Below are 20,570 nucleotides of genomic sequence, written 5' to 3' on the forward strand. Positions count from 1 at the left end.
CCGTTGACGGGAGCCCTCTAGAAGAGTCGCTTTTGCGAGTCACTATCAATCTAACGTTTTTGTCATCTTCGGGAGAGGCCTTGGCGATGATGCGGAGACCGAAGGCGCCTCGTTTCACAGCAATCGACAGAAGATGAAACGATCGGATCGATCAGGATGCGTGGAAGCAAACGGGCTAGGTTTATCCAACCCGCTGACCCGACGCGGTCCGCCATCACGTTCGTTCAAGACGAGCGCCAGAGGGGAACGGCCTACACGATCAAACTCGTGTTCCGCTGCACTAGGCCAAGACTCGGTTTTGAATAGATCGACGGTCGTTGACATTACACCGCGGGTCCACGATGTAACTCTCATGTACGCTCCTGCGACACATAAACGTTTCCACGACCACGCCGGTCAACTCGCCGCACGCGGTTAGCCCGAGCTCGCGGCCAGACGCCGCTGGAGTTCGGGCTTTATTCGATCTGACTTTTGGGACGCCCTCGAAGCGCCCATGATCTCGAGTAAGTGGAAACCGTACAGTGGCAGACGACATTCAAAATTCGGACGAGCACGGATCTCCCGGTAAGGATCATCAGGAACCGAGCGATCCGTCGCGACCTTTTCTGAGAATGCGGCCGAAGCATTTCTTTTCCAACGACTTCCGAATGGAGGTCGTTCAGGACTATTCCAAATCCGACGTGGAAGATCTGAGGGAAAGCCCGCCAAACTGGTTGGGTCGATTGATGGAACTCAACCTTCTGTTCATCATCCTGCTGATCGGCGTGCCGGTGCTCGTATACTGCATCCTGGCATCGGCGACCTAGCCGCCGATACAGCCAACGGGCCGGTGGTTCGAGGTAGGGGTGGCGGAGCGGGTGTCATCCGACTGCTGTTCCTACCTGTTCCAGCGCCATCCATAGAAGGCTGTTTTATAACAGCTTTTTAAAAGAGGGTTCCGACAAGTTCCAGCAAGGTCGGGCATATTCCCATTTATTATGTGGGGTGATATGTGGGCTTATGTCAGGTATCAAACCAGTCGGCGCGCACAAGGAAAAGCGCCTTTCCTACGCAACCATCCGAAACCTTAAGGAGGCGGGCTCCTATGGTGATGGCAATGGCCTCTACCTCAAAGTCGATAAGTCGGGTGCCAAGCGTTGGTTTCAGCGCATCGTTATACAGGGTAAACGTCGAGACATAGGACTGGGATCGGCGGCTCTGGTTAGCCTAGCAGACGCCCGAGAACAGGCCTTACAGCACCGAAAGGTAGCACGGTCGGGTGAAGACCCTATCGCTGCAAAACGACGCTCTACGGGCATCCTGACGTTCGAAGAAGCAGCTAAGCGCGTCCACAAGTTATCCGAGCCAACATGGCGCAACGTAAAGCATGGGCAGCAATGGATTAACACGCTCACCGCCTACGCTTTCCCAACGATTGGTTCGAAGCGGATTGACACGGTGACAAACGCTGACGTGCTTGCCGTGCTGATGCCGATCTGGACGGTAAACGAGGAAACTGCGCGTCGGGTAAAGCAGCGCATCGGAACGGTGATGAAGCACGCGATGGCGCAGGGCTGGCGCACGGACAATCCTGCGGAGGCGATTACGAAAGCCCTGCCGCGTCACGACCGCTCCAAGGTAGTCCACCGGCTTGCGTTGCCGTGCGGGGCCGTCAGGCACGCCATCGCAACGGTGAAGGCGAGCAACGCGACTCAAGCAACGAAACTGGCTTTCGAATTCATGGTTCTGACCGCGACGCGTCCCTCGGAAAGCTTGAAGGCTCGTTGGAGCGAATTCAACATAGATGCGGGCCTATGGACTGTCCCGGCGGCCAGGATGAAGGCCAAAAAGGATCACTGTGTTCCACTCTCGAAACGCTGCCTCGCCATCATGGGAGAAGCACGCATTCTTCGCCAGGCAGAGTCCGATCTGGTCTTTCCAGGCACAAAAAAAGACCGCCCCCTCTCGGAAAATACGCTCTCGAAGCTGATGAAAGAACTGAATATCGCGGCCGTTCCTCACGGTTTTCGATCAAGCTTCCGCGACTGGGCCGGAGACGAGACGGCGCACGCGCGAGAAGTGATAGAGTTCTGTTTGGCTCACGTTACTAAAGACAAAACCGAAGCTGCCTACGCCAGGTCTAGCTTACTTTCAAAGCGCTCCAAGGTTATGGCTGACTGGGCAACGTACTTAGAGAACTAATCTTGTGATATTTTCCTTTAGACTTTGAATCTCAGCATCTAAAACGTTTACAATATCCAAACAGTTTTTATCCTAAACGTTTCCAACCTATCAAAATAAAGATGGTTGACGATGCCATTTTCGCGTGTATCTGGATTGTCTTCTTTTTTAAGGAGGCAATTCATGACTATAGAACGCATTATCCGGCGACCAGAAGTCGAACATATCGTTGGCCTTAAACGTAGCGCCATTTATGCCGCAATGAGCCGCAACGAATTTCCGAAACCTCGCAAGATCGGCCGACGTGCAGTCGGCTGGTATGAAAGCCATATCAACAATTGGGTTTCAGCGCGCGAGATTGGAGAAGTTTGATGGCGGACGTAACCATGGGTGAAATGTTTGACACCGCTCAACGGTGGCGTGACGATATTGCGCTATTAGATCGGGCAATTGCAAACACCAGTGGCCTTGAGAGGAAGGCTCTAAGGCAGGTCAGGGGCGGCTTGCAAAAGGTTCGTAGCAAGCTTGTTGCGGGCCTTAATGGTTACCCAGGTACCGATCAGAAGATTGATCTCTTGGATCAAGGATGTGATTAACGCTTAAACGATACTTTGAGCCTGCCATGCCATGCCGAGCCCGACCTGAGCTTGGTATTGGTGGACCTAATCTAGTAAGATACGGCTTTACCTTCCGCTAGGGTGATACACTAAGAGATACATCTTCTATATTGAAGAGATATTGAACATCTTAGTTGCCTAGCGTTGAAGCTAAAGCCGTATCAAGCGGAATGCTTGCCCTAAACCAACGTGCTTTGTTTATCCCGGCTACCTATTTGCCATTCCCTTGAAAGGAATGAACGGGGGCCAGCCCGCGTATGATACCTTGTGAACCCACAAGGAGTGTATCACCCTATCTTTCGATTAGGCCGGATTATCCCCTACGCAGGTTGTTAGCGGTCGGGGGAGGCGGAAGGTTATAAATTCCTCCAAAGCAGCTTGATCCCGCGGCTTGATCTAGTAGATTTCGATGGCAGGTTCCGAGCGCATCAGTGATACATCACCTTCGCTAACCAGAGTGGCTACTCAATCCAAATCCCTTTAGGGCCAAGACGGGATAAGTCTCGCGGTTATTATGTCAACATGCGTCAGTTAAGTCAACATTGTTAATAAAGTAGTAAGTTTAATTTACTTACTGAAACAGTAAACAAACTTAAATATATTTAAATGCAAGAGTATTTTATAACTAGATTCGATTACAGGCCTTTAGATTATACACGGCTTATACAACCCCGTACAGGAGGCATAGCGCTCGAGCCCATGGTACTGGCTGTTTTATGCAAATAACGCTGTGCGGGGCTTAAAACGGGGAATAGGGCACGTTCGGGGGCGGGTTCCAGCCCGCGTAACCGCACCCGTGTTCCGCACTCGTCATTAACTTGTGAGGTTGGATTTAAAAATCAACTTCTGACTGATTCCATTCCTCTGCCCTACCCCTCGTTAGGCTAGGACTTCGTCATTCTGTAGACGCAGGTGACACGCCGCTTACTGCCGCCGCCGGATCGATCGCGAGCGCTCGCGCTATGTCTACAAACTCCACCACATCGAGCCGCCGCTCGCCTGTCTCATAGCGGCTGACGAACTGCTGATGCCGATGTAGTAGGTCTGCCAGTGCGCCCTGGCTTAGCCCTGCCGACTTCCGTGCAGCGACCAGCATTCCAATAAGCACCCGATAGCGCTCATCCTGAAAGCCCTTCGTTGTCGACGTTCGTCCCGTTGCCATCGGTCGGCAATGCCGCGAGCCGCACTTTACACAGTAATCGTGTAATGCCATCCCGGTAGAGTGGGCGCAAAGCCGTCAGCGTGGGGGATGAGTGAATGCAAGCAGACGAGAAGACTTGCCCGGAATGCGCCGAGACGGTCAAGGCTGCTGCAAAGGCGTGTAAGCATTGTGGCTATCGGTTTGATACCGCTCCGCTCTCCGGGGCACTCCCCGATAAAAATGCTCCGTCACCTAACTACGGCATGTTGATGATATGGGTATTTGGTTTGTTAGCTGCGGCGGCTCTCACGGCCTTCTTATTGCGAATGCCCGAGGCTGCTACGGGGACAGATGACCCGAATATCGAACTTCAAGGTAAGGCGTTCGTTACAAAGGACTTCCTAGACCCCTCGGCTGCCCAATTCGAAGATATCTACTCGAATGACCGATGTGTCACCGGGAAGGTTAACGGAAAAAACTCCTTCGGCGCGTACATTGGTTTTCAGGATTTCTATTTCGACTCTAAGCTTCAACGCGGCAAGATCGCGCCCGCTCATGTCGATCCGTTCTCGCCGTCATATTCCGCATACACTTCTGCAATCGACGCCTTCAACGACGAACGTCAGACCTGCACAGTTGGAGAAGTCGAAGCCAAGCGCTTCAAGGCCGCCGTGCAGAAGCGGTTACACGACAAGCTGGGGCGGTAGAGATTTGCACTGCACGGGATGCGGGATGAAGATCGCCTTTGCTGGCGAGGTCTGTCCTTACTGCTTGCGTCAATAGAAGGGCGATCAGATAGGAACCGTTGGAACGGGGGCTGGACTCCTACTCGGCGGCTTCGTTGGCAACGTTATCGGCGGCTTTGGAGGAATGCTCATAGGTGGCTTCGTGCTTGGCTTGCTCGCGGCAATCGTCAGCATGTCAGGAAAGAACCACACGGCGAAGAAGCCGCCACGGGTGCGCGTCGATAGCCCTGTTACAAGGCCCCATGCCCGATCAAAGAAACCCACTGCGGCGGTTGATGAAGCGCCCGAGCCACGGCTTCGCCGCCTTAACGATCTACGAGCACAAGGACTGTTGAGCGAGCAGGAGTATCAAAACCAGCGGAAGGTTATAATCTCCCGGCTTTAAAGGCGATCTAAAGGGCAAGCAGGGCACCAGCCAACGCCGATGGGGGCGCAAGATCAAAAAACCTAAACTGCCCTGCCCGTCGCCGTCGATCCCGGAAGTTTTATCACGTATCTGCCAGTTATCATACGAACAATTCTCGCCAAAACTATTGCACTTTCAGTTCAGGCAATAGATGTGGCAGATATAAGATATTGCCGCCCTATTAACTAGCTATTTTGCCAATGCCGCCTTGGAAGTTGCAATCATTTCCACAGTAGCCTTATCAACATAGGCTAATACACGTTCGTTAATCGATAGCTTCTGCGCCCTCTGTGCGTCACTCATATTTTTTCTCCTACGCCAATATCGTAAATAGTCCTGTCGTTCGGACGGCGATATGATGCCACGGTCCTCAAACAATTGAAGTGCGTTGGGGTTTAGCGACTTGTTAAGGTCCCAGCGTAGGCGGCGTATAACTGCAAACACTCTGTTCGACATTAGGCGCAGGAACTTTTGTACGCAGACATTTCCAACTTCTGCGATCTTACTATTCTTCTCATTCTTGATTACGCAAATCTGGTGGATCGGTGAATGTTCACACTCGCACGATCTATCAGAAGGGTCTTCATATACCATATTGAGTTGCCACTCGGCCTTCGCGCTATCCCAATCGGTCGATACACTTAGATCGAGAATTGCCTTTTTGAACTTATCAAAGTTGTATCCTTCACCCATCCCCACTCTCCCATCACCGAAAAATGAAGAGTGTTGTCGATAGGTCAGCGATGCGTCAACGTTATTCAATGCGCTCGAAATGGTACGCTGCGAAACGGCCTGTTCAATTCTTACAAACCTAGCCTAAAAAGTAAAATGCTACGGGCGATACCCGATTTTGTTTGAGCCCTTTGTTTCCGTCGATTTGGACGTGGGCGAGCATTTGCCGCGCTATTGCTCGAACGGTTTTCGGCTTCATCAGCCATTGCCTCGGGAAGGTTATTTAAACTCCCAAGGCGCGGTATACGCTTGCCCTGCCTATCCCCAAGCGCTTCGCTATATCACTTGGGCCGACGCCTTCATTACGCAGCGAGCGCACCGCAGCTACGTCCACAGACGGCTTACGTCCCTTGTAAACACCCTTGACCTTCGCCTTGGCTATCCCCTCCATCTGACGCTCTTTGCGGATCGCTGTTTCGAACTGCGCAAAGACGCCTAGCATTTGAAGGAACGCCAGTCCGGCGGGCGTCGAGGTATCGATCGGCTGTTCCGTGGCGCGCAGAAAGGCTCCTTTCGCCTTTAAGGCCGCGACTATCTTCTCCAAATCAGCAACCGAACGCGCCAACCGATCGATGCGCGTCACCATGAGCGTATCGCCGGTCCTGACGAAAGATAGGAGCGTGTCGAGTTCGTGCCGCCCCTCTGTTGTCGTGCCGCTGATCTTCTCCGAGCGGATTACGGTGCAACCGGCGGCTCGCAAGGCGTCCTCTTGAACAGAGCAATCCTGATCGTCACTGCTAACGCGGGCGTAACCGAGAATTGTCGACATGGCTGATTCGTCTCAATAGCTTCTTTGAGGATCGATACTGCCTGTCTCGTTATCGCGAGTCAAACCCTAATGAGACGGTTCCTTTGTCTCAAAGCTTTGTCTCGCTAAGGTATACCCATCCGAGCGACCTTGCTGATATGGCGGGAACCGGTAGCTTCCTTTCATGCGCAACTACTTCCAGGAGGTCTTGACCCTCCAACACGATTTCTCATCCCAAAACACTGCGCTGATGCAGGAACGTGGCGATCTGATCCGAAACGTGATTCCTAATGAGCTACGCACCTGGTCAGCCGCACAACCGAATGCCGTGCTACCGTTTCGTGGACGATTAAACGTGCAAGGCCGCGACGGGACGGGATTGAAGACATTCGTCCCTTGGGTTCGCGTTCACTCGCCGGAGCTTTCGCCTTCCGCTCAAAATGGCTGGTACGTCGTTTACCTGTTTCGTCAGGACGGGGAAGGAGTAGCGCTATGCATCAGTCATGGCTCTACGCGGTTTGACGGCCGTGATTTTAAGCCTCGTACATTCGATGAAGCCGCGACACTCATGGCATGGGCTAGAGGACTGGTTAGCAAACAGGCCGCACTCATGGGAATGGTCGAGGGGGTGAACCTCGGCTCGATTGCGACGCTGTCTAAAGCATATGAAAGTACGGCGGCGTTCTCCAAGACATATGCCGCCGGGAACCTGCCTGATGATAGTGAGCTCGCTCGCGACGCGCTTCAAGCCGTCGCCATTCTCGGCGAGCTTTATAGGGCACAGGAACTAGGGAAGGCACCGAGCTCGCCGCCCCCTGAAATGATTGAAGCTATCGACGCAGTTAGCGCGGTCGCTAGACCCGGCTCGAAGCGAACAGCTTCGGGTGGACAAGGGTTCGGTCTATCAACTCTCGAACGTCAGGCCGTTGAGCAGCACGCTATGTCGGCCGCGTTGACGTGGTTGACTGCGAATGCGTTTACGACCGTAAGAGACGTGCACGCTACTCATTCGTGCGACTTTCTTGGAACACGCGACGGTGTCCAGCATCACATTGAGGTCAAGGGCACTACGTCTTCGTATGGGCAAGTGATCCTAACCGCAAACGAGGTCGAACTACATCGCCGTGTACATCCGGCTAATATCCTGATCGTGGTTCACGGAATCGATCTGATAGAGGCCAGGACAAAAGCTGTTGGGGGGCAGGTGTCCGTTCTTGACCCGTTTGTCGTTGAGTCCTGCCAGCTGACCCCACTTAGCTACATGTGCGCCCTACCGTAATCGCTACACCCCATCGAAAGGGTGTATCGCAACAGCGGCGACGGACGAAACACCGCTAATCTATTTTCGATACATTTCGGCCGCCTTCTCGCAACCGACCGTTTTCGGATGCATCTAAATGCCCTTGTCGCGACAGCCATCTGTCTTCATGATTTGGCCTGCCGTTAGGAGAGCTACCCGTGAGCGACGATGTGGATTTAGACTTCAACGATCTTGAGGAAGAGACCAACGACGATCTAGCGTTTTGGAGCAATCGACAGAAAGAGCTCGTCACAGCCCAGGCTGATTACAATCTAGGTACACTTCGTGATCTGGCCGATGAAAACACAATCGATATGAAGCCGCATTTTCAGCGGCGCTTTAGATGGGATGAAAAGAAAAAGTCGAAGCTTATAGAATCTTTGCTGCTTAACGTTCCGATACCCCCGATCTACCTCAACGAAGATCGGTACGGTCGATACTCCGTGATCGATGGAAAACAGCGCATATCTGCGATACAGGATTTCTTCAATAACGCGATGCCGCTTCAAAACTTACAGGTTTTTTTCGAGCTTAACGGACTATACTTCCGAGACCTCCCGCGTGATCTACAAACCATCTTAAGAACCAGGCCCACGCTTCGCGCTATCATTGTATTACGGCAATCTGATCCCGCAATTAAGTACGAGGTTTTCCAGCGACTAAATACCGGGGGCGTACCGCTGAATGCGCAAGAGATTAGAAACAACATTTTCGCGGGCGACCTGAACTCAGCGATCAACAAAGCCGGTGAAAGCGATCGATTCTACAGAGTTATGGGCGTCGCAAAGAAGTCCGACAGCAAGATTTACCAAGAAATGCGAGATTCAGAACTGGTACTCCGCTACCTGACATTTTCCAAAACATGGGCAGACTTCAAGGGCGGCGTAAAACGCCAGCTAGACTCATTCATGGAGAAAAATAGAAACTCCAAGCCCGATAAGGTGAAAATTCTAATTGACGATTTTTACCTCACTGTAAGCAAAGTATCAGCTGTATTTGGCGAAAACTGCTTTCAGAGGTGGCAGCCTGATAAGCAGTCATGGAGAAATCACGTACTAGCGTCTCTGTACGATGCACAAATGCTAGCATTACAAGACTATGACATATCCGATCTCGAATTGCATAAAGTGACCATTGTCGAAAAGTTCAAACTTCTCTTTACGGAGCCGGAGTTCCAACGATCGGTCGACGCCGCTACGAACACGCCGAGCTACCTAAAGTCACGGGTTGCGCGTTTGAAAAATCTCCTCGACGAGGTAATTGATGACCGCCGCCCTTGATCAAGAAATGAAGTCATTTCTTTTCGACTTAAAAAGAAATCATCTATTTCTTACGCTTGAAGCGAGGATTAAGAACCCAGCCTCCAAAAGATCGCGGCCCCGTAGTGAAACTCTTCTTTCTGCTTATGTCACGTTGACATGCGGCAGATTTGAAAGCTTCTTAAAACGGTCCTTTCATGAATGTGCAGGCGAACTAAATCAACGATTCCCAGATGCTAAAGACGATCGCTTAGGTCAGCAATTTTATTGGAATAATCTTAACGGCTTTATCAACTGGTCCTCTCGCGCGAAAGGTATTGACCGAATAGAAATGATATCGATGATTGAGAATTACACTTCCGCCGTCGCGGGTGGAAACATTCATCCAAAAAGCTTTGATTCCACAGACGCAAATCCCAACGCTGAGACGTTAAAAAAGATGTTCAACCGGTTTGGCGTAGCTGATCCTATCCAGAAGCTCGCAAGCAACTACAGCGATACCCTCAACCGCACCTTTTCTAAAAGCTTGATTGAAAGCAACCTAAATACGTTTGTTCGACGCCGTAATCAGGCTGCTCATGAGGGTAGAATTTCCGGTGCTACTCGGGTCGATATTCAAGGCGACCATGTTTTTGTCGTAGGCATTGCGGCCGCAGTGAAAGACGTTCTGACAAGTCACATTGCCGCCCTTTGAGGCTGCCTAATGATCACGAATCTGACGTTAGTTGGTCCGAACAGCGATATGCTATTAATCAGTCTGGTATCTTGTACCGGCAAACACCGGAAAGCGCCCATTGATAACTTCGAAAACTTTCAATTCAGTCCTAACCGACTTTCGCCACTAGTTGATCGATTTGCACATCCATTCGATCGGCGAATTCGCTAGGCAACCTAAGAGCGCTAGCCGAATAGCCTCCTAGCCGCTTTGCAAATTGCCTTGCACGCGGGGCAGCAAACAAACGGCCTAATCTCATATCCGCTCCGTCATCAACGTCCGCGACCTGCCGTAGGCTAAGCTCCCGAAGAGCTATAACCGCGTTGCGTACGTGCGTTGGAGATTCCAAGAGCCCGCGGACAAGCTGGACAAATTGAGGCCAAGCGATCAACGCAGTTTCCTGTTCCGTCGTGCTGTCATGCGTTTTCAAAATTTCATACATGCGCTTTAGGTTAGCGACACCTTCTGGACCGCCCCAGAGATAGTACCGGACAACCTTCAAAAAGTCTCCCTCACCCTCGCTAAGGTCAACGATATTTCTGATATCGGCTACTATCATATTTAGAAGCAGAGATATCGAAGTTACGAATTCAACAAACGCAAACATATGAAGCGGCTTGTTTGGGTTCAACTCGCCCTTGAAGGGGAGCGTGCGTGATATAAGCCGTCTGATCGATCTTGCCGGATCGTTGCTTAGCGGCACTTCCTGCTGAATAATAGCGAGTATACTTTGGATCGCTGGCTGATTAAGCGCGCCATCATAAGCACGATGCCAATTTTCGATATTTCCGGCATGAGACTTCAAAAGCTTATACTCGACGCTTGTTGCTGCCGCGTAATTGTCAAACGCATTCGAACCAAAGACGTTTACATTAAGCTTACGCGCCGCAAGGCGATGTGCACGCTCAGCAGACTTTCCCATGAGGATAAGACCATCGTCGATCCCCGTGTATTGCATAAGCCCACTTAGCCAGAGTGCTCTTGCAAAGGCAGGACCACCCGAACATTTACAGTCATAGACCGTCCGCGCAATCGAGCCGTCCTGTCGCAAGGATATGCCAAGTACGTCAATGTCGGTAATCTTCTTCGGCGCACTCGTAAGCTCGACGACATTATAAACGTCAACCTCTAAAAATGTCATTACACCGGAGCTTACACAGAACTTGAGAGCCTGCTCTTTAGCCGGATTGTCTTTATCGCTTCTCGCCATGAATTTATACCAGCATCAAAGTGAGTTGTTCCCACTGCTCTTTGGTAGCAGCACTTGGCGTTATCTTTTGACGTTCCCGAAGCGCACGGCTGCCAAGGACCGAGTTTACATATTTGTCGTCCATTTGCAGAAGAGCACGCGCTTGCTTATCCTCGCGCATTTCTACGCGGGCATTGCCCCCCTCCGCCAACATTATAGCCAGGCGCACCGCCTCTTCATTTTCTTCGGTTTTGCGCAGATGGAACTGATGCCATCCTGGTTTCGTTTGAACAAAATAACCAATATTAAAAGTTGATGCTACCTTATTATATTGCTGAAATGCTTCCGTATTTGAATTCAAGTAACCGTCTCGAAGCAAGGCTTTTAAAAGTACCGCCGGGTTTCTGATGCCGTAGCTAAATGGTAGAAGCTGACCCTTTCGTACCGCCGATAGCAGGGCCATAGCTCGCTCATATATCTCTCTATTGCCGGGAGACAAACGGGCTGAGCCTGGCCTTGGCGTAAAAACAAAGGTTTCGTTAAAAGCACCAATTTCAATGGTTGGCGGCTTAAGCATATTCTCCGCAGCTAGAAGCTGGATTAGCTCAACCTGCGTTGCGGTTAAAGGCTGACCCGCGATCTTTTGGTTTGCAATAATCATACTTAACGGCCAACCTTGATGGCCTTTAAGCACTGTTAAAACGCGAGCGAAGTCATCGCCGCCGGCTTTTGCCAAAAGGTCCGCCAGTCCTTGGTTATTATCAGCGAAGTAAACGGGGCTAAGCAAAACGGTCTGTTCCCGGGCACGATGGCCGGTGATGAGCCCGCTTTCCCCACCAATAGTCAGGCACCTGTCTGCCAGTGTCTTCTCCATGCCGGTCTTTGCAACAAGGCTATCCTTGTTTTCTGGTCGCTCCTGTAGGCGCGACATAATTGCGACCATCGCCTGTTCAGTCTCGTTCAGCACGAACTCCGACGAATAGTCACCTATTATGCGATACACATCCTCAAAATACGGAACTTCGGGGTCGACCTTAGTGATGGTTCTACCGACCTCGTATAACCGGAGCATTCCAGCTTCGCTTAACATGCGCAGTACGGGCTTTAAGGCCACAGCAGGAATATTGAACAGGCTATCCGAGACGCGCGCGAGGATCAAGTAATCAAGCTCTGGAAGCCCCCGGAGCTGGACAGCAAGAGACGCTGCCATGCCGATCATCCTGAGGTCATCGAACTCGCCGACTTCGAAAGCCCCTACGCCCGTTTGAATGTCGCTAGCAAATTCCGCGAGCCGTTTGCCCTTCAAAGCGTCAGCCGTCACCAAACCATCCCCTCAGCCAGAACGTCGCCGTAAGCGCGTGACCCGCTTAATAGCTAGCGCCGATAGATCAAAGCTAGCGCTCTTCGGCCTTGCCTGCAAACGGGTGTTGGTTGGAATGTGGGGCGGAGAACGACGAATATCGTTTTTGTCAGCTTTTTCAACGCCTTCCAAAGGAAGGTGGCGGAGCGGGTGGGATTCGAACCCACGATACGCTTTTGACGTATACTCACTTTCCAGGCGAGCGCCTTCGACCACTCGGCCACCGCTCCGCATTGCTCTGGAAGCGGGTCTGCTAGTGCGGGTTTCGCGCGCGCGCAAGCGATTGCGTGCGGGGACGGCCTCGGGCAGTCTGCGGGGATGATGAATATCCTTCTCGCCGCCATGCTTGCGCAGGCCGTTCCGGCCGCCGCGACGCTCCCGTCCGATCCGGTGCCGGCGGACTGGGTTGCGGTCCCGGACGACGAACTAATGGTGTTCACCCTGGTCAATGGGCACCGGTTTACCGTGCGGTTGGCGCCTCGCTATGCGCCGGTGCACGTCGCGAACATACGCAAGTTGGCGCGGGCGCATTGGTGGGATGCTGGGACGAGCGTCTACCGGTTGCAGGACAATTACGTCGCGCAATGGGGTGATGCGACCGAGAAGAAACCGTTGGTCGCGGGCGTCGTCGCGAATCCACCGGCGGAATATTCGCATGCCGGGCCGACGACGGTGGCGCGGCTGTCGCAGCGCGATCCTTATGCCGAATGGGCGGGGTATAGTCGCGACGGGTGGCCGCTCGCGGGCAATGGCGCGACCGAGTGGGTGCCGCATTGCTACGGCATGGTCGGCGTCGCGCGCGATCTGGCGCCGAGCACGGGGAGCGGCGCTGAATTGTATACCGTGATCGGGCATTCGCCGCGTGCGCTCGATCGGAACATCGCGGTGGTCGGACGCGTGATCGACGGGGTCGAGTGGCTGTCGTCGCTACCGCGCGGGACGGGGGATCTGGGGTTCTACAAGACCGAGGGGGAGCGTAGCCCGATCGTGTCCGCACGCCTCGCGAGCGAACTGCCCGCCGGCGAGCGACCGCATTTCGAATATCGCGCGACGGACAATCCGCGGTTCGTGGCGTGGATCGCCTCGCGCGAGAACCGGGCGGGGCCGTTCTTTACGGTGCCTGCCGGGGGCGCCGACATCTGTGCCGCGCTGCCCCCGGTGCGTAAAGCGCCCTAGCGGATGACGGGCGGCTTGCCGAACAGGCCGGCGTTATAGTCCTCGATCGCGCGGACGATCTCTTCACGGGTGTTCATGACGAAGGGGCCGTGTGAGACGACGGGTTCGCCGATCGGGTCGGCGTGGCCGTAGAGGATCGTGGCGGGGGCTTCGGTCGTGACGGTGATCGCGTCGCCTTCGTTGTCGAACGTGGCGAGGTGGTGTGGCTTGATCGGCGTGTCGTTCGCCGAGGGCGAGCCGGCCACGACGTAGAAGAAAACCGCGCGGCCGGTCGGGGCTGGCAGGTCGACCTTGGCGCCGGCTTCGAGTTCAATCGTCATCATCGCGACGTCGGTGAGGGATTCAAACGGGCCCTGTCGTCCGGCGAACGTGCCGGAGATCAGGTTCACGGTGCCACCCTCGACCGGGATCGCGGGAATGTCCTCGCGTTGGAGGCCGGTATAAGCGGGCTTGGTCATCTTGAGCCGGCCGGGGAGATTGACCCAGAGTTGCAGGATCTCCAGCGAGCCGCCGTCGCGCTTGAAGGATGCGGGCGAAATCTCCGCATGGATCAAGCCCGAGCCGGCGGTCATCCACTGGACGCCGCCCGCGCGGATGACGCTCTCATGGCCACCGCTGTCGAGATGCGCCATCTCACCCTTCAGGATGAAGCTGACCGTCTCGAAGCCACGGTGCGGGTGTGGGCCGAACGGCAGGCCGCTATTGCCGGGACGATAGGTCTGCGGACCGTGGTGGTTGAGGAACAGGAACGGATCGACCTGCGGCAGGCCGGGGCCCGGTAGCGGACGGCGGGTCACCAGGTCGGCAATGTCGTCGCGCTGGGCGGGATACTGGTCGAGGACGTGGCGCATGTCAGGAGGCCTCGCGGTCGGCGGTGGTGGGCCGCGCGATGTAGGCGAGCAGGTCGTCGATGCCGGCCACGAGGAAGTCCAGCGTGCGCTGGTCGGTCAGGCGACCGTCGGCGATCTTCTCGTGCACGGCGCCGACGACGGCTTGTGGGCGCAGGACGGTGCGGGCGCCGATCGAGGCGAGCGTCTCGTTCAGTTGCGCGTGCGCGCGTGCGCCGCCGACTGCGCCGGGCGACGAGGTGAGCGTGAAGACGGGCTTGCCCGTGAGCGTCGCCTTGCCGTGCGGGCGTGAGGCCCAGTCGAGCGCGTTCTTCAGGACGCCGGACATGCCATGATTGTATTCGGGGCTGGCGATGACGATCCCGTCGGCCGCGCCGATTGCCGCGCGCAGGGCTGCGACGGCGGCGGGGGGCGTGTCGGTGTCGGCGTCCTGATCGTAGAGGGGCACGTCGTTCAGCGCGAAGACCGTCAGCGCGGCCTTGTCGGTGATCGCTTCGCCAAGCGTGGTCAGGATCGCGGTATTGTACGAGCCGCGGCGCAGGCTGCCGGAGATCGCGAGCAGGACGGGAAGAGCCATGGGAATTCCTTTAGTTGAAGCGGTAGCTGGAGATTGCGGTTTGCAGCACGCGCTCGTTGTAGACCTGCGTACCGGGCTGATCGGAGGCGCCGGCGGCGACCATCAGCGGGAGGAGATGCTCTTCGCGGGGGTGCGAGAGGCGTCCAGCGGGGGCTTCGGCCCAGCCCGCTAGCGCTGTCGCTCGGGCGGTCGGTTCGGACTCGACCGCGGCGGTCAGCCATTGGTCGAAGGCTTCGGACGGCGCGGTGAAGCGGGGATCGCCGTAGCCGCGCATGTTGTGGAAGCTCATGCCCGAGCCGACGATCAGGACGCCTTCGTCGCGTAACGGAGCGAGCGCGCGGCCGGCGGCGGCGTGGAGTGCCGGGTCGAGATCGCGGTCGACCGACATCTCGACGACCGGAATGTCAGCGTCGGGGAACGCGACCTTCATCGGGATGAAGACGCCGTGATCGAGCCCGCGTGTCGGGTCGACATTGGCGGTCAGGCCGGCTTCGCGGAGCAGGCCGGCGGCGCGGACGGCCAAGGCGGGATCACCGGGCGCGTCGTAGCGGATCTCGTAGGTATGCGCGGGGAAGCCGCCGTAATCGTAGATCAGCGGCGGCGTTGCGGCGCCGGTGAACGCGATGCCTCGCGTTTCCCAGTGGCCGGAGACGACGAGGATCGCCTTGGGCTTTTCGGGTAGCGAGGCGGCGATCGACCGGAGGTACGCGGCCATGCCGGTCCAGGTGCCGGCGGGGTCGTCCATGAAGAAACAGGGCCCGCCACCGTGCGGGATGAAGAGGGTTGGCTGGCGGGAGTTTGTCATAGTCTCGAGGTAGGCGGCGGTGGCGGCGATCGGAAGGTCGCGAATGGCAACGCTGCGTTGCCGGTTGGCGCGGCGGTCAGGTCCAATAGAGGATGCGCGCCTGCGGGAGCTTGGCCGCGACCTCGTCCTGAAAGAAGCTGCGGAGCGCGCGCATCGTGTCGGCGTCGTAGACGTATTTGACCGAGCCGAACTTGGTGCGTTTCTCGGTGCGGTTGGCCATGCTGAGGTCGAGCGACGAGCCGGGGTACCAGGTTTCGAGCACCGCCTTCGATCCGGGGGTGTAGCGGTGGGTGATCAATTCGATTGTCACGTCGGGGATGTCGGCGAGCACCCTGCCCGCCTCCGCCAGCAAGTCGCCATACGCCTCGCGCCAGCCCTCGGCGGCGATGATCGGCGCAACCGTCAGGCCGATCTTGTAGCCCGCGTCTGCCATTTTCCTAAGCGCCACCAGCCGCGCGGCGACGGGGCTCGTGCCGCCCTCGAAGCGTGCATAGGCGGCGGGGTTGATCGAGGCGCGCATGCGGGTGCGGCCGTGATGGTCTAGCGTCAGCAGTGGCTCGACCGCGTCGAACTTGGTGGTGAAGCGCAACTGCACGTCCGCCTCCCACGCGCCGAAATGCGCGATCAGCGCGGAGAGCGATCCGGTGACGTGCTCGATGCCGAGCGGGTCGGTGTAGCAGGACGCCTCGAACGTCGTGCCTTCATGCGCGCGGGCGGTCGAGCGCGAGGTTACTGTGCCCTGCCCGAGGTGCGCGGGGAGTTCGGCGAGGATCTCGGGCAGGTTGGCGTAGACACGCGTGATGGGCGGGCCTTTCAGCGAGCCGGCGAGGTAGCAATAGCCGCAATGCGCGGGGCAGCCCTCGGCGAGGTCGATTCGCCAGTCGGCGCTGGGGGCGATCGGCTGGAGCTTGCGCTTCGACGGCGGCGCGACGACCAGCGCCAGCGTTGCCTTGGCTTCGGCATAGGCGCGGCGGGAGTCGTCAGGGAAGTCGAGCTTGAGACGGTCGCTCGGTAGCGTCGTGACGGGTACGCCGAGCGCGGTCGCGCGGGCGGCAATCTCGGCACCGTGCTCCCAGGTCAGCGCGGACGGGGTCGCGAGCAGTCGCTTCGGCTGCCAGAGTCGTGAGGGTTTTGGCGCTGGCATCGACCGTCAACGCGCGCGCCCGGCCAAGCGTTGCGGCTATTTTACCGGGCGTTTCTCGAGCTTTCGTGCGAGCGTGCGGCGATGCATGCCGAGGCGGCGCGCGGTCTCCGAAATGTTGAAATCGGTTTCGGCGAGCGTGGTGTGGATGCGCTCCCATTCGAGCGTCTTGATCGAGGTCGGGCGCTCGGACAGTTCGGTATCGACGCTGCCCTCGGTACGATCGAACGCGGCTTCGATGTCGTCGGTGTTCGAGGGTTTGACGAGATAGTGCGAGGCGCCGAGCTTGATCGCCTCGACCGCGGTGGCGATGCTCGCGAAGCCGGTGAGGACGACGACGAGGATTTCCGGGTCGTGCGCGTGAAGGGTCTGGACGCAGACGAGGCCGGACGCGCCGCCCAGCTTCAGGTCGACGACGGCGTAGCGCGGGGTGCGCTCGGCCAGTTGCTCGACGAGCTCCTCGTGGCTGGCGGCCTGCATCACTTCGTAGCCGCGGCGTTCGAACGAGCGGCGGAGCGTGCGGGCGAAGGTCTCGTCGTCCTCGACGATGGCCAGGAGTTTCGGTTCGGTCATGGCGTCCGTCACGGTGCTTGTCATGACAGGGCGATCGCGGAGAGGGGCATGGTAATCGTGACTTCCGCGCCACCGCCTTCGCAATTCACGACGGACACGCCGCCGCCGAGCTTGCGCATAACGTTGACCGCGAGGAACAGGCCTAGACCGTGGCCGGGTTCGCGCTTGCTCGACTGGTAGGGTTTGCCGAAACTGGCGAGGCGTTCGTCGCTGAAGCCGGGGCCGCGGTCGCGGACGATCAGCGCGAGGTCGCCATCGCTGCGTTCGCCGCGGAACGCGACCCAGTGCGGCGAGGCTTCGGCGGCGTTGTCGAGCACGTTGGCGATCACCTGTTTCAGCGCGGGGTCCGACACGACCTGCGGATCGTCGCCGACTCGGGTGGTATAGTCGAAATCGACCGACGGATGCACCGCGCGCCACTCGTCGACGATTCCGTCGAGGAGCTGGTGGAGCGGCATGATCTCGGGCGCCTCGCCGCGCGCCTCGCCGGCGGACAGGAGGATGCCGGTGACGATCGCCTTGCAGCGCTGGACTTCGGATTGCATCTCGACGATCTCGGCCTGGAGGTCGGCGTCCTGCGCGAGCGTCGGCATGCGGCGCCAATCGGCTAGGATCACGGCGATCGATGCGAGCGGCGTGCCGAGTTCGTGCGCGGCGCCGGATGCGAGCAGGCCCATGCGGACGATGTGATCCTCCTCCGCGGCCTGCTGGCGAAGATCGGCGAGGCGCGTGTCTCGGGCGCGCAAGTTTCCGGTGATGCGGGTCATGAACAGCATCAGAAGCGTCGCTATCAGCATGAAGCAGAGCAGCGAGCCGATCGTGTAGAGCAGGAAATATTCGCCGCTATAATCGGGGGGGAGGATCAGCGGACGGTAATAGAGTGTTAGCACGCCGAAACAGGCGGCGGTGACGGCGACGATCGCCCAGCTCGACCAGCGATCGAGCAGCACCGCGCCTAGCACGACGTGGAGCAGATAGAGCGAGATGAACGGGTTGGTCGCGCCGCCGGCGAGATAGAGTTGCGTGGTGAGCAGGCCGACGTCGAACAGGAGCGCGAGGAGGAGCTGGATATTGGCCCCCTTGCGCCACCCGTAGAGCGGCATGCTGACGAGGTTGAGGCCGACACCCGCCGCCAGCGCCGCGAGCATCGGCACCATCGGCAGGTCGAAGCCGAGCGCGAACCGGGCGAACAATATCGTGACGAACTGGCCGGCGACGGCGATCCAGCGCAGCGTGACGAGCTGGCGCATGTTGGCGTTGCCGGTCGCATCGGTGCGGGCTGTGGCGAGCGCGAGCCAGCGCTGCCAGCTCTGTCGTGCAACCCCCTGCCCCGCCATTGACGACGTCATGTGTCGATCGCCCCCCGCCGCTTGCGGGCATCCTGCCGCACGAACACGGCGAAAGCGACGATCGTCATCGCGGCGAGTGCGAACCAGGTCAGCATATAAACGAGGTGGTTGTTCGGGAAGGCGATGATCGTCAGGCCGCCGACGGGGGCGGCCGTGCCGGACTTGTCCGCGTCGACGAAATAGGGCGCTACGTTCGACAGGCCACGCGCGCTGGCGATCGCATCAACATCGCGCGAATACCACTTGCCGGTGGCGGGATCGTTGTGGCGCAGGAAGCCGCCACCCGGCTCGGTGATGCGGAGATAGCCGGTGATCGTGACCGAGCCGGTCGGCTTGGTATGCGCGACGCGTTGCTCGGGCGAGACGTAGCCGCAGTTGACGAGGACGGTGAAGCCTTGGGCGGTCCGCAAGGGGGTCACGACCCAATAGCCGCTGCCGAGCGCGGTGGCGGCGCGGACCAGCGTTTCTCGCGAATTATCGAGGGTGCCGTCGAGGCGGATGCGGCGATAGGCGTCAGTGGTGGCGGTGATCGCGTTCCAGGAGGCTGGCCCCGGCGGAGCGACCGGCGCGGCGTGAGAGCGCGCCGCGACCTGTTCGATCAGGTTGAGCTTCCAGGTGCGGCGCTCGATTTGCCAGATGCCGAGCGCCATGAACCCGGCGAACAGCAGCAGCGCAACCAGACCTGCGACATAGACGGCAGGGCCCGGTCGCGTCTTCATCACATGTCTGCCGCGGCCTGCATCGGCATCATGTTCGTGTTCATGTGGTACATCACCCAGATCGACCCGCTGAGCGTGATGACGACGAGAATGATCGTGAAGATCAACGCCATCATCGTCCAGCCGCCCTCCGACTTGCCGCTCATGTGCAGGAAGTAGATCATGTGGACGACGATCTGCGCGACCGCGAAGACCATCACGACGAGCGCGGCGGTCGACGGATCCTTGAACGCGTCGGTCATGACGATCCAAAACGGGATCGCGGTCAGGATGACCGAGAGGAAGAACCCCTTCAGGTAGCTGCCGCGCGTGCCGTGCGCTGCGTGGTCATGATCCGCATGCGCGTCGTGCGTGTTTGCGTGGGGGTCGCTCATCGTAGGGTGCCCATCAGATAGACGAAGGTGAAGACGCCGATCCAGATGACGTCGAGGAAATGCCAGAACATGCTGAGGCACATCAGGCGGCGCTTGTTGGCAGCGATTAGGCCGTGCTTCTGGACCTGCACCATCAGCGTGACGAGCCAGATGAAGCCCATCGTGACGTGGAGGCCGTGCGTGCCGACGAGCGTGAAGAACGACGACAGGAACGCGCTGCGGGTCGGGCCCGCACCCTCATGGATGAGGGTGGCGAACTCGTACATTTCGATCGACAGGAAGCACAGGCCGAACAGGCCGGTGAACGCCAACCACATCTGCATGATGCGCTGGCGACCTTCCTCCATCGACAGCATCGCGAAGCCGTAGGTGATCGACGAGAACAACAGCATCGCGGTGTTCACCGCCACCAGCGGCAGCTCGAAGATCTCCTTCGGGCTGGGGCCGCCGGCATAGCTGTTGCCGAGCACGGCATAGGCCGCGAACAGCACCGCGAAGATGAGGCAATCGCTCATCAGGTACATCCAGAAACCCAGCATCGTGCTGCTGCCTTCGGGATGCTCGTGCTCGTCCAGCTCATAGAACGAGACCTTCTCGGTCTCGTTCAGGCCGTCCTTCATGGGTATTGCGGACAT

24 protein-coding genes and 1 tRNA gene are annotated in these 20,570 nt (G+C 57.5%); 10 read left to right on the forward strand and 15 right to left on the reverse strand.

The features are described 5' to 3' along the window. Positions 1 to 521 precede the first annotated feature (521 nt). The 4 genes from IFR23_RS06365 to IFR23_RS06380 all read left to right on the forward strand — a co-directional run bounded on the left by IFR23_RS06365 (position 522) and on the right by IFR23_RS06380 (position 2,756). Positions 522 to 806: a hypothetical protein gene (locus IFR23_RS06365; RefSeq protein WP_192975163.1), complete on the forward strand. Its 285-nt coding sequence runs from the start codon at positions 522 to 524 to the stop codon at positions 804 to 806. A 193-nt stretch (positions 807 to 999) separates the two neighbouring features. Next, the gene (locus IFR23_RS06370) at positions 1,000 to 2,181 is read left to right on the forward strand and encodes a tyrosine-type recombinase/integrase (RefSeq protein WP_192975164.1); all 1,182 of its coding nucleotides are present in this window, start codon (positions 1,000 to 1,002) and stop codon (positions 2,179 to 2,181) included. Positions 2,182 to 2,343: 162 nt separating this feature from the next. Then, positions 2,344 to 2,532 carry a helix-turn-helix transcriptional regulator gene (locus IFR23_RS06375; protein WP_192975165.1) on the forward strand — a complete coding sequence of 63 codons (189 nt, stop codon included), beginning with the start codon at positions 2,344 to 2,346 and terminating at the stop codon, positions 2,530 to 2,532. Beyond that, positions 2,532 to 2,756 carry a hypothetical protein gene (locus tag IFR23_RS06380; protein WP_192975166.1) on the forward strand — a complete coding sequence of 75 codons (225 nt, stop codon included), beginning with the start codon at positions 2,532 to 2,534 and terminating at the stop codon, positions 2,754 to 2,756. The genes IFR23_RS06375 and IFR23_RS06380 overlap by 1 nt, the downstream gene beginning before the upstream one ends. Positions 2,757 to 3,672: 916 nt before the next feature. On the opposite strand, the gene IFR23_RS20525 is transcribed toward IFR23_RS06380, so the two are convergent. After that, the gene (locus IFR23_RS20525) at positions 3,673 to 3,990 is read right to left on the reverse strand and encodes a helix-turn-helix domain-containing protein (RefSeq protein ID WP_342344881.1); all 318 of its coding nucleotides are present in this window, start codon (positions 3,988 to 3,990) and stop codon (positions 3,673 to 3,675) included. Positions 3,991 to 4,034: 44 nt separating this feature from the next. On the opposite strand from IFR23_RS20525, the gene IFR23_RS06390 reads away from it, so the two are divergent. Next, complete coding sequence (locus IFR23_RS06390) at positions 4,035 to 4,625, forward strand: zinc ribbon domain-containing protein (protein ID WP_192975168.1); 591 nt, start codon at positions 4,035 to 4,037, stop codon at positions 4,623 to 4,625. A gap of 211 nt (positions 4,626 to 4,836) precedes the next feature. Then, a complete protein-coding gene (locus tag IFR23_RS20600) occupies positions 4,837 to 5,049 on the forward strand; it encodes an SHOCT domain-containing protein (protein WP_446740891.1) in 213 nt (70 codons plus the stop codon). Positions 5,050 to 5,259: 210 nt separating this feature from the next. Here the strand turns inward: IFR23_RS20600 and IFR23_RS06400 are convergent, their stop codons facing one another. Both IFR23_RS06400 and IFR23_RS06405 read right to left on the reverse strand, forming a co-directional pair. Continuing rightward, on the reverse strand, positions 5,260 to 5,763 hold the full coding sequence (locus IFR23_RS06400; RefSeq protein ID WP_192975170.1) for a hypothetical protein: 504 nt from the start codon (positions 5,761 to 5,763) through the stop codon (positions 5,260 to 5,262). Positions 5,764 to 6,025: 262 nt separating this feature from the next. Beyond that, positions 6,026 to 6,571, reverse strand: coding sequence for a recombinase family protein (locus IFR23_RS06405; protein WP_192975171.1), 546 nt, complete (start codon positions 6,569 to 6,571; stop codon positions 6,026 to 6,028). A gap of 163 nt (positions 6,572 to 6,734) precedes the next feature. Here IFR23_RS06405 and IFR23_RS06410 point away from each other — a divergent pair, with 163 nt between their 5' ends. The 3 genes from IFR23_RS06410 (at position 6,735) to IFR23_RS06420 (ending at position 9,803) form a co-directional block, all read left to right on the forward strand. After that, positions 6,735 to 7,829 (forward strand): MrcB family domain-containing protein, encoded by a 1,095-nt coding sequence (locus tag IFR23_RS06410; protein ID WP_192975172.1) that lies wholly within the window; start codon positions 6,735 to 6,737, stop codon positions 7,827 to 7,829. 179 nt (positions 7,830 to 8,008) lie between these two features. After that, a complete protein-coding gene (locus IFR23_RS06415) occupies positions 8,009 to 9,130 on the forward strand; it encodes a GmrSD restriction endonuclease domain-containing protein (RefSeq protein ID WP_192975173.1) in 1,122 nt (373 codons plus the stop codon). Then, positions 9,114 to 9,803, forward strand: coding sequence for a HEPN domain-containing protein (locus IFR23_RS06420; protein ID WP_192975174.1), 690 nt, complete (start codon positions 9,114 to 9,116; stop codon positions 9,801 to 9,803). The genes IFR23_RS06415 and IFR23_RS06420 overlap by 17 nt, the downstream gene beginning before the upstream one ends. Before the next feature lie 130 nt (positions 9,804 to 9,933). Here IFR23_RS06420 and IFR23_RS06425 read toward each other — a convergent pair whose 3' ends face one another. From IFR23_RS06425 to IFR23_RS06435, 3 genes are all read right to left on the reverse strand, one after another. After that, positions 9,934 to 11,034: a hypothetical protein gene (locus tag IFR23_RS06425; protein WP_192975175.1), complete on the reverse strand. Its 1,101-nt coding sequence runs from the start codon at positions 11,032 to 11,034 to the stop codon at positions 9,934 to 9,936. Between the two features lie 4 nt (positions 11,035 to 11,038). Further along, positions 11,039 to 12,334 carry a hypothetical protein gene (locus IFR23_RS06430; RefSeq protein ID WP_192975176.1) on the reverse strand — a complete coding sequence of 432 codons (1,296 nt, stop codon included), beginning with the start codon at positions 12,332 to 12,334 and terminating at the stop codon, positions 11,039 to 11,041. A gap of 178 nt (positions 12,335 to 12,512) precedes the next feature. Further along, positions 12,513 to 12,603, reverse strand: a tRNA-Ser gene (locus IFR23_RS06435). 88 nt (positions 12,604 to 12,691) lie between these two features. Here IFR23_RS06435 and IFR23_RS06440 point away from each other — a divergent pair. Continuing rightward, positions 12,692 to 13,549 carry a peptidylprolyl isomerase gene (locus IFR23_RS06440; protein ID WP_244655491.1) on the forward strand — a complete coding sequence of 286 codons (858 nt, stop codon included), beginning with the start codon at positions 12,692 to 12,694 and terminating at the stop codon, positions 13,547 to 13,549. Here IFR23_RS06440 and IFR23_RS06445 read toward each other — a convergent pair. From IFR23_RS06445 to cyoC, 9 genes are all read right to left on the reverse strand, one after another. Then, a complete protein-coding gene (locus IFR23_RS06445) occupies positions 13,546 to 14,400 on the reverse strand; it encodes a pirin family protein (RefSeq protein ID WP_192975177.1) in 855 nt (284 codons plus the stop codon). The two genes, IFR23_RS06440 and IFR23_RS06445, sit on opposite strands and share 4 nt — an antisense overlap. Position 14,401: 1 nt before the next feature. Further along, positions 14,402 to 14,974 (reverse strand): NADPH-dependent FMN reductase, encoded by a 573-nt coding sequence (locus IFR23_RS06450; protein ID WP_192975178.1) that lies wholly within the window; start codon positions 14,972 to 14,974, stop codon positions 14,402 to 14,404. A gap of 10 nt (positions 14,975 to 14,984) precedes the next feature. Then, positions 14,985 to 15,779 (reverse strand): DODA-type extradiol aromatic ring-opening family dioxygenase, encoded by a 795-nt coding sequence (locus IFR23_RS06455; protein WP_192975179.1) that lies wholly within the window; start codon positions 15,777 to 15,779, stop codon positions 14,985 to 14,987. Positions 15,780 to 15,855: 76 nt separating this feature from the next. Further along, on the reverse strand, positions 15,856 to 16,923 hold the full coding sequence (locus IFR23_RS06460; protein WP_192975180.1) for a spore photoproduct lyase family protein: 1,068 nt from the start codon (positions 16,921 to 16,923) through the stop codon (positions 15,856 to 15,858). 36 nt (positions 16,924 to 16,959) lie between these two features. Continuing rightward, positions 16,960 to 17,493 (reverse strand): response regulator transcription factor, encoded by a 534-nt coding sequence (locus IFR23_RS06465; RefSeq protein ID WP_056490014.1) that lies wholly within the window; start codon positions 17,491 to 17,493, stop codon positions 16,960 to 16,962. A 20-nt stretch (positions 17,494 to 17,513) separates the two neighbouring features. Continuing rightward, the gene (locus IFR23_RS06470) at positions 17,514 to 18,842 is read right to left on the reverse strand and encodes an ATP-binding protein (protein WP_192975181.1); all 1,329 of its coding nucleotides are present in this window, start codon (positions 18,840 to 18,842) and stop codon (positions 17,514 to 17,516) included. Beyond that, entirely contained in the window at positions 18,839 to 19,561 is a 723-nt protein-coding gene (locus tag IFR23_RS06475) for an SURF1 family protein (protein WP_192975182.1), read from the reverse strand. The genes IFR23_RS06470 and IFR23_RS06475 overlap by 4 nt, the downstream gene beginning before the upstream one ends. Beyond that, positions 19,561 to 19,935 (reverse strand): cytochrome o ubiquinol oxidase subunit IV, encoded by a 375-nt coding sequence (gene cyoD / locus IFR23_RS06480; protein WP_107963931.1) that lies wholly within the window; start codon positions 19,933 to 19,935, stop codon positions 19,561 to 19,563. The genes IFR23_RS06475 and cyoD overlap by 1 nt, the downstream gene beginning before the upstream one ends. Continuing rightward, complete coding sequence (cyoC, locus tag IFR23_RS06485; protein WP_244655492.1) at positions 19,932 to 20,570, reverse strand: cytochrome o ubiquinol oxidase subunit III; 639 nt, start codon at positions 20,568 to 20,570, stop codon at positions 19,932 to 19,934. Before cyoC ends, cyoD begins: the two co-directional genes overlap by 4 nt.

Source organism: Sphingomonas sp. CFBP 13603, from assembly GCF_014892665.1.
Lineage (GTDB): Bacteria > Pseudomonadota > Alphaproteobacteria > Sphingomonadales > Sphingomonadaceae > Sphingomonas.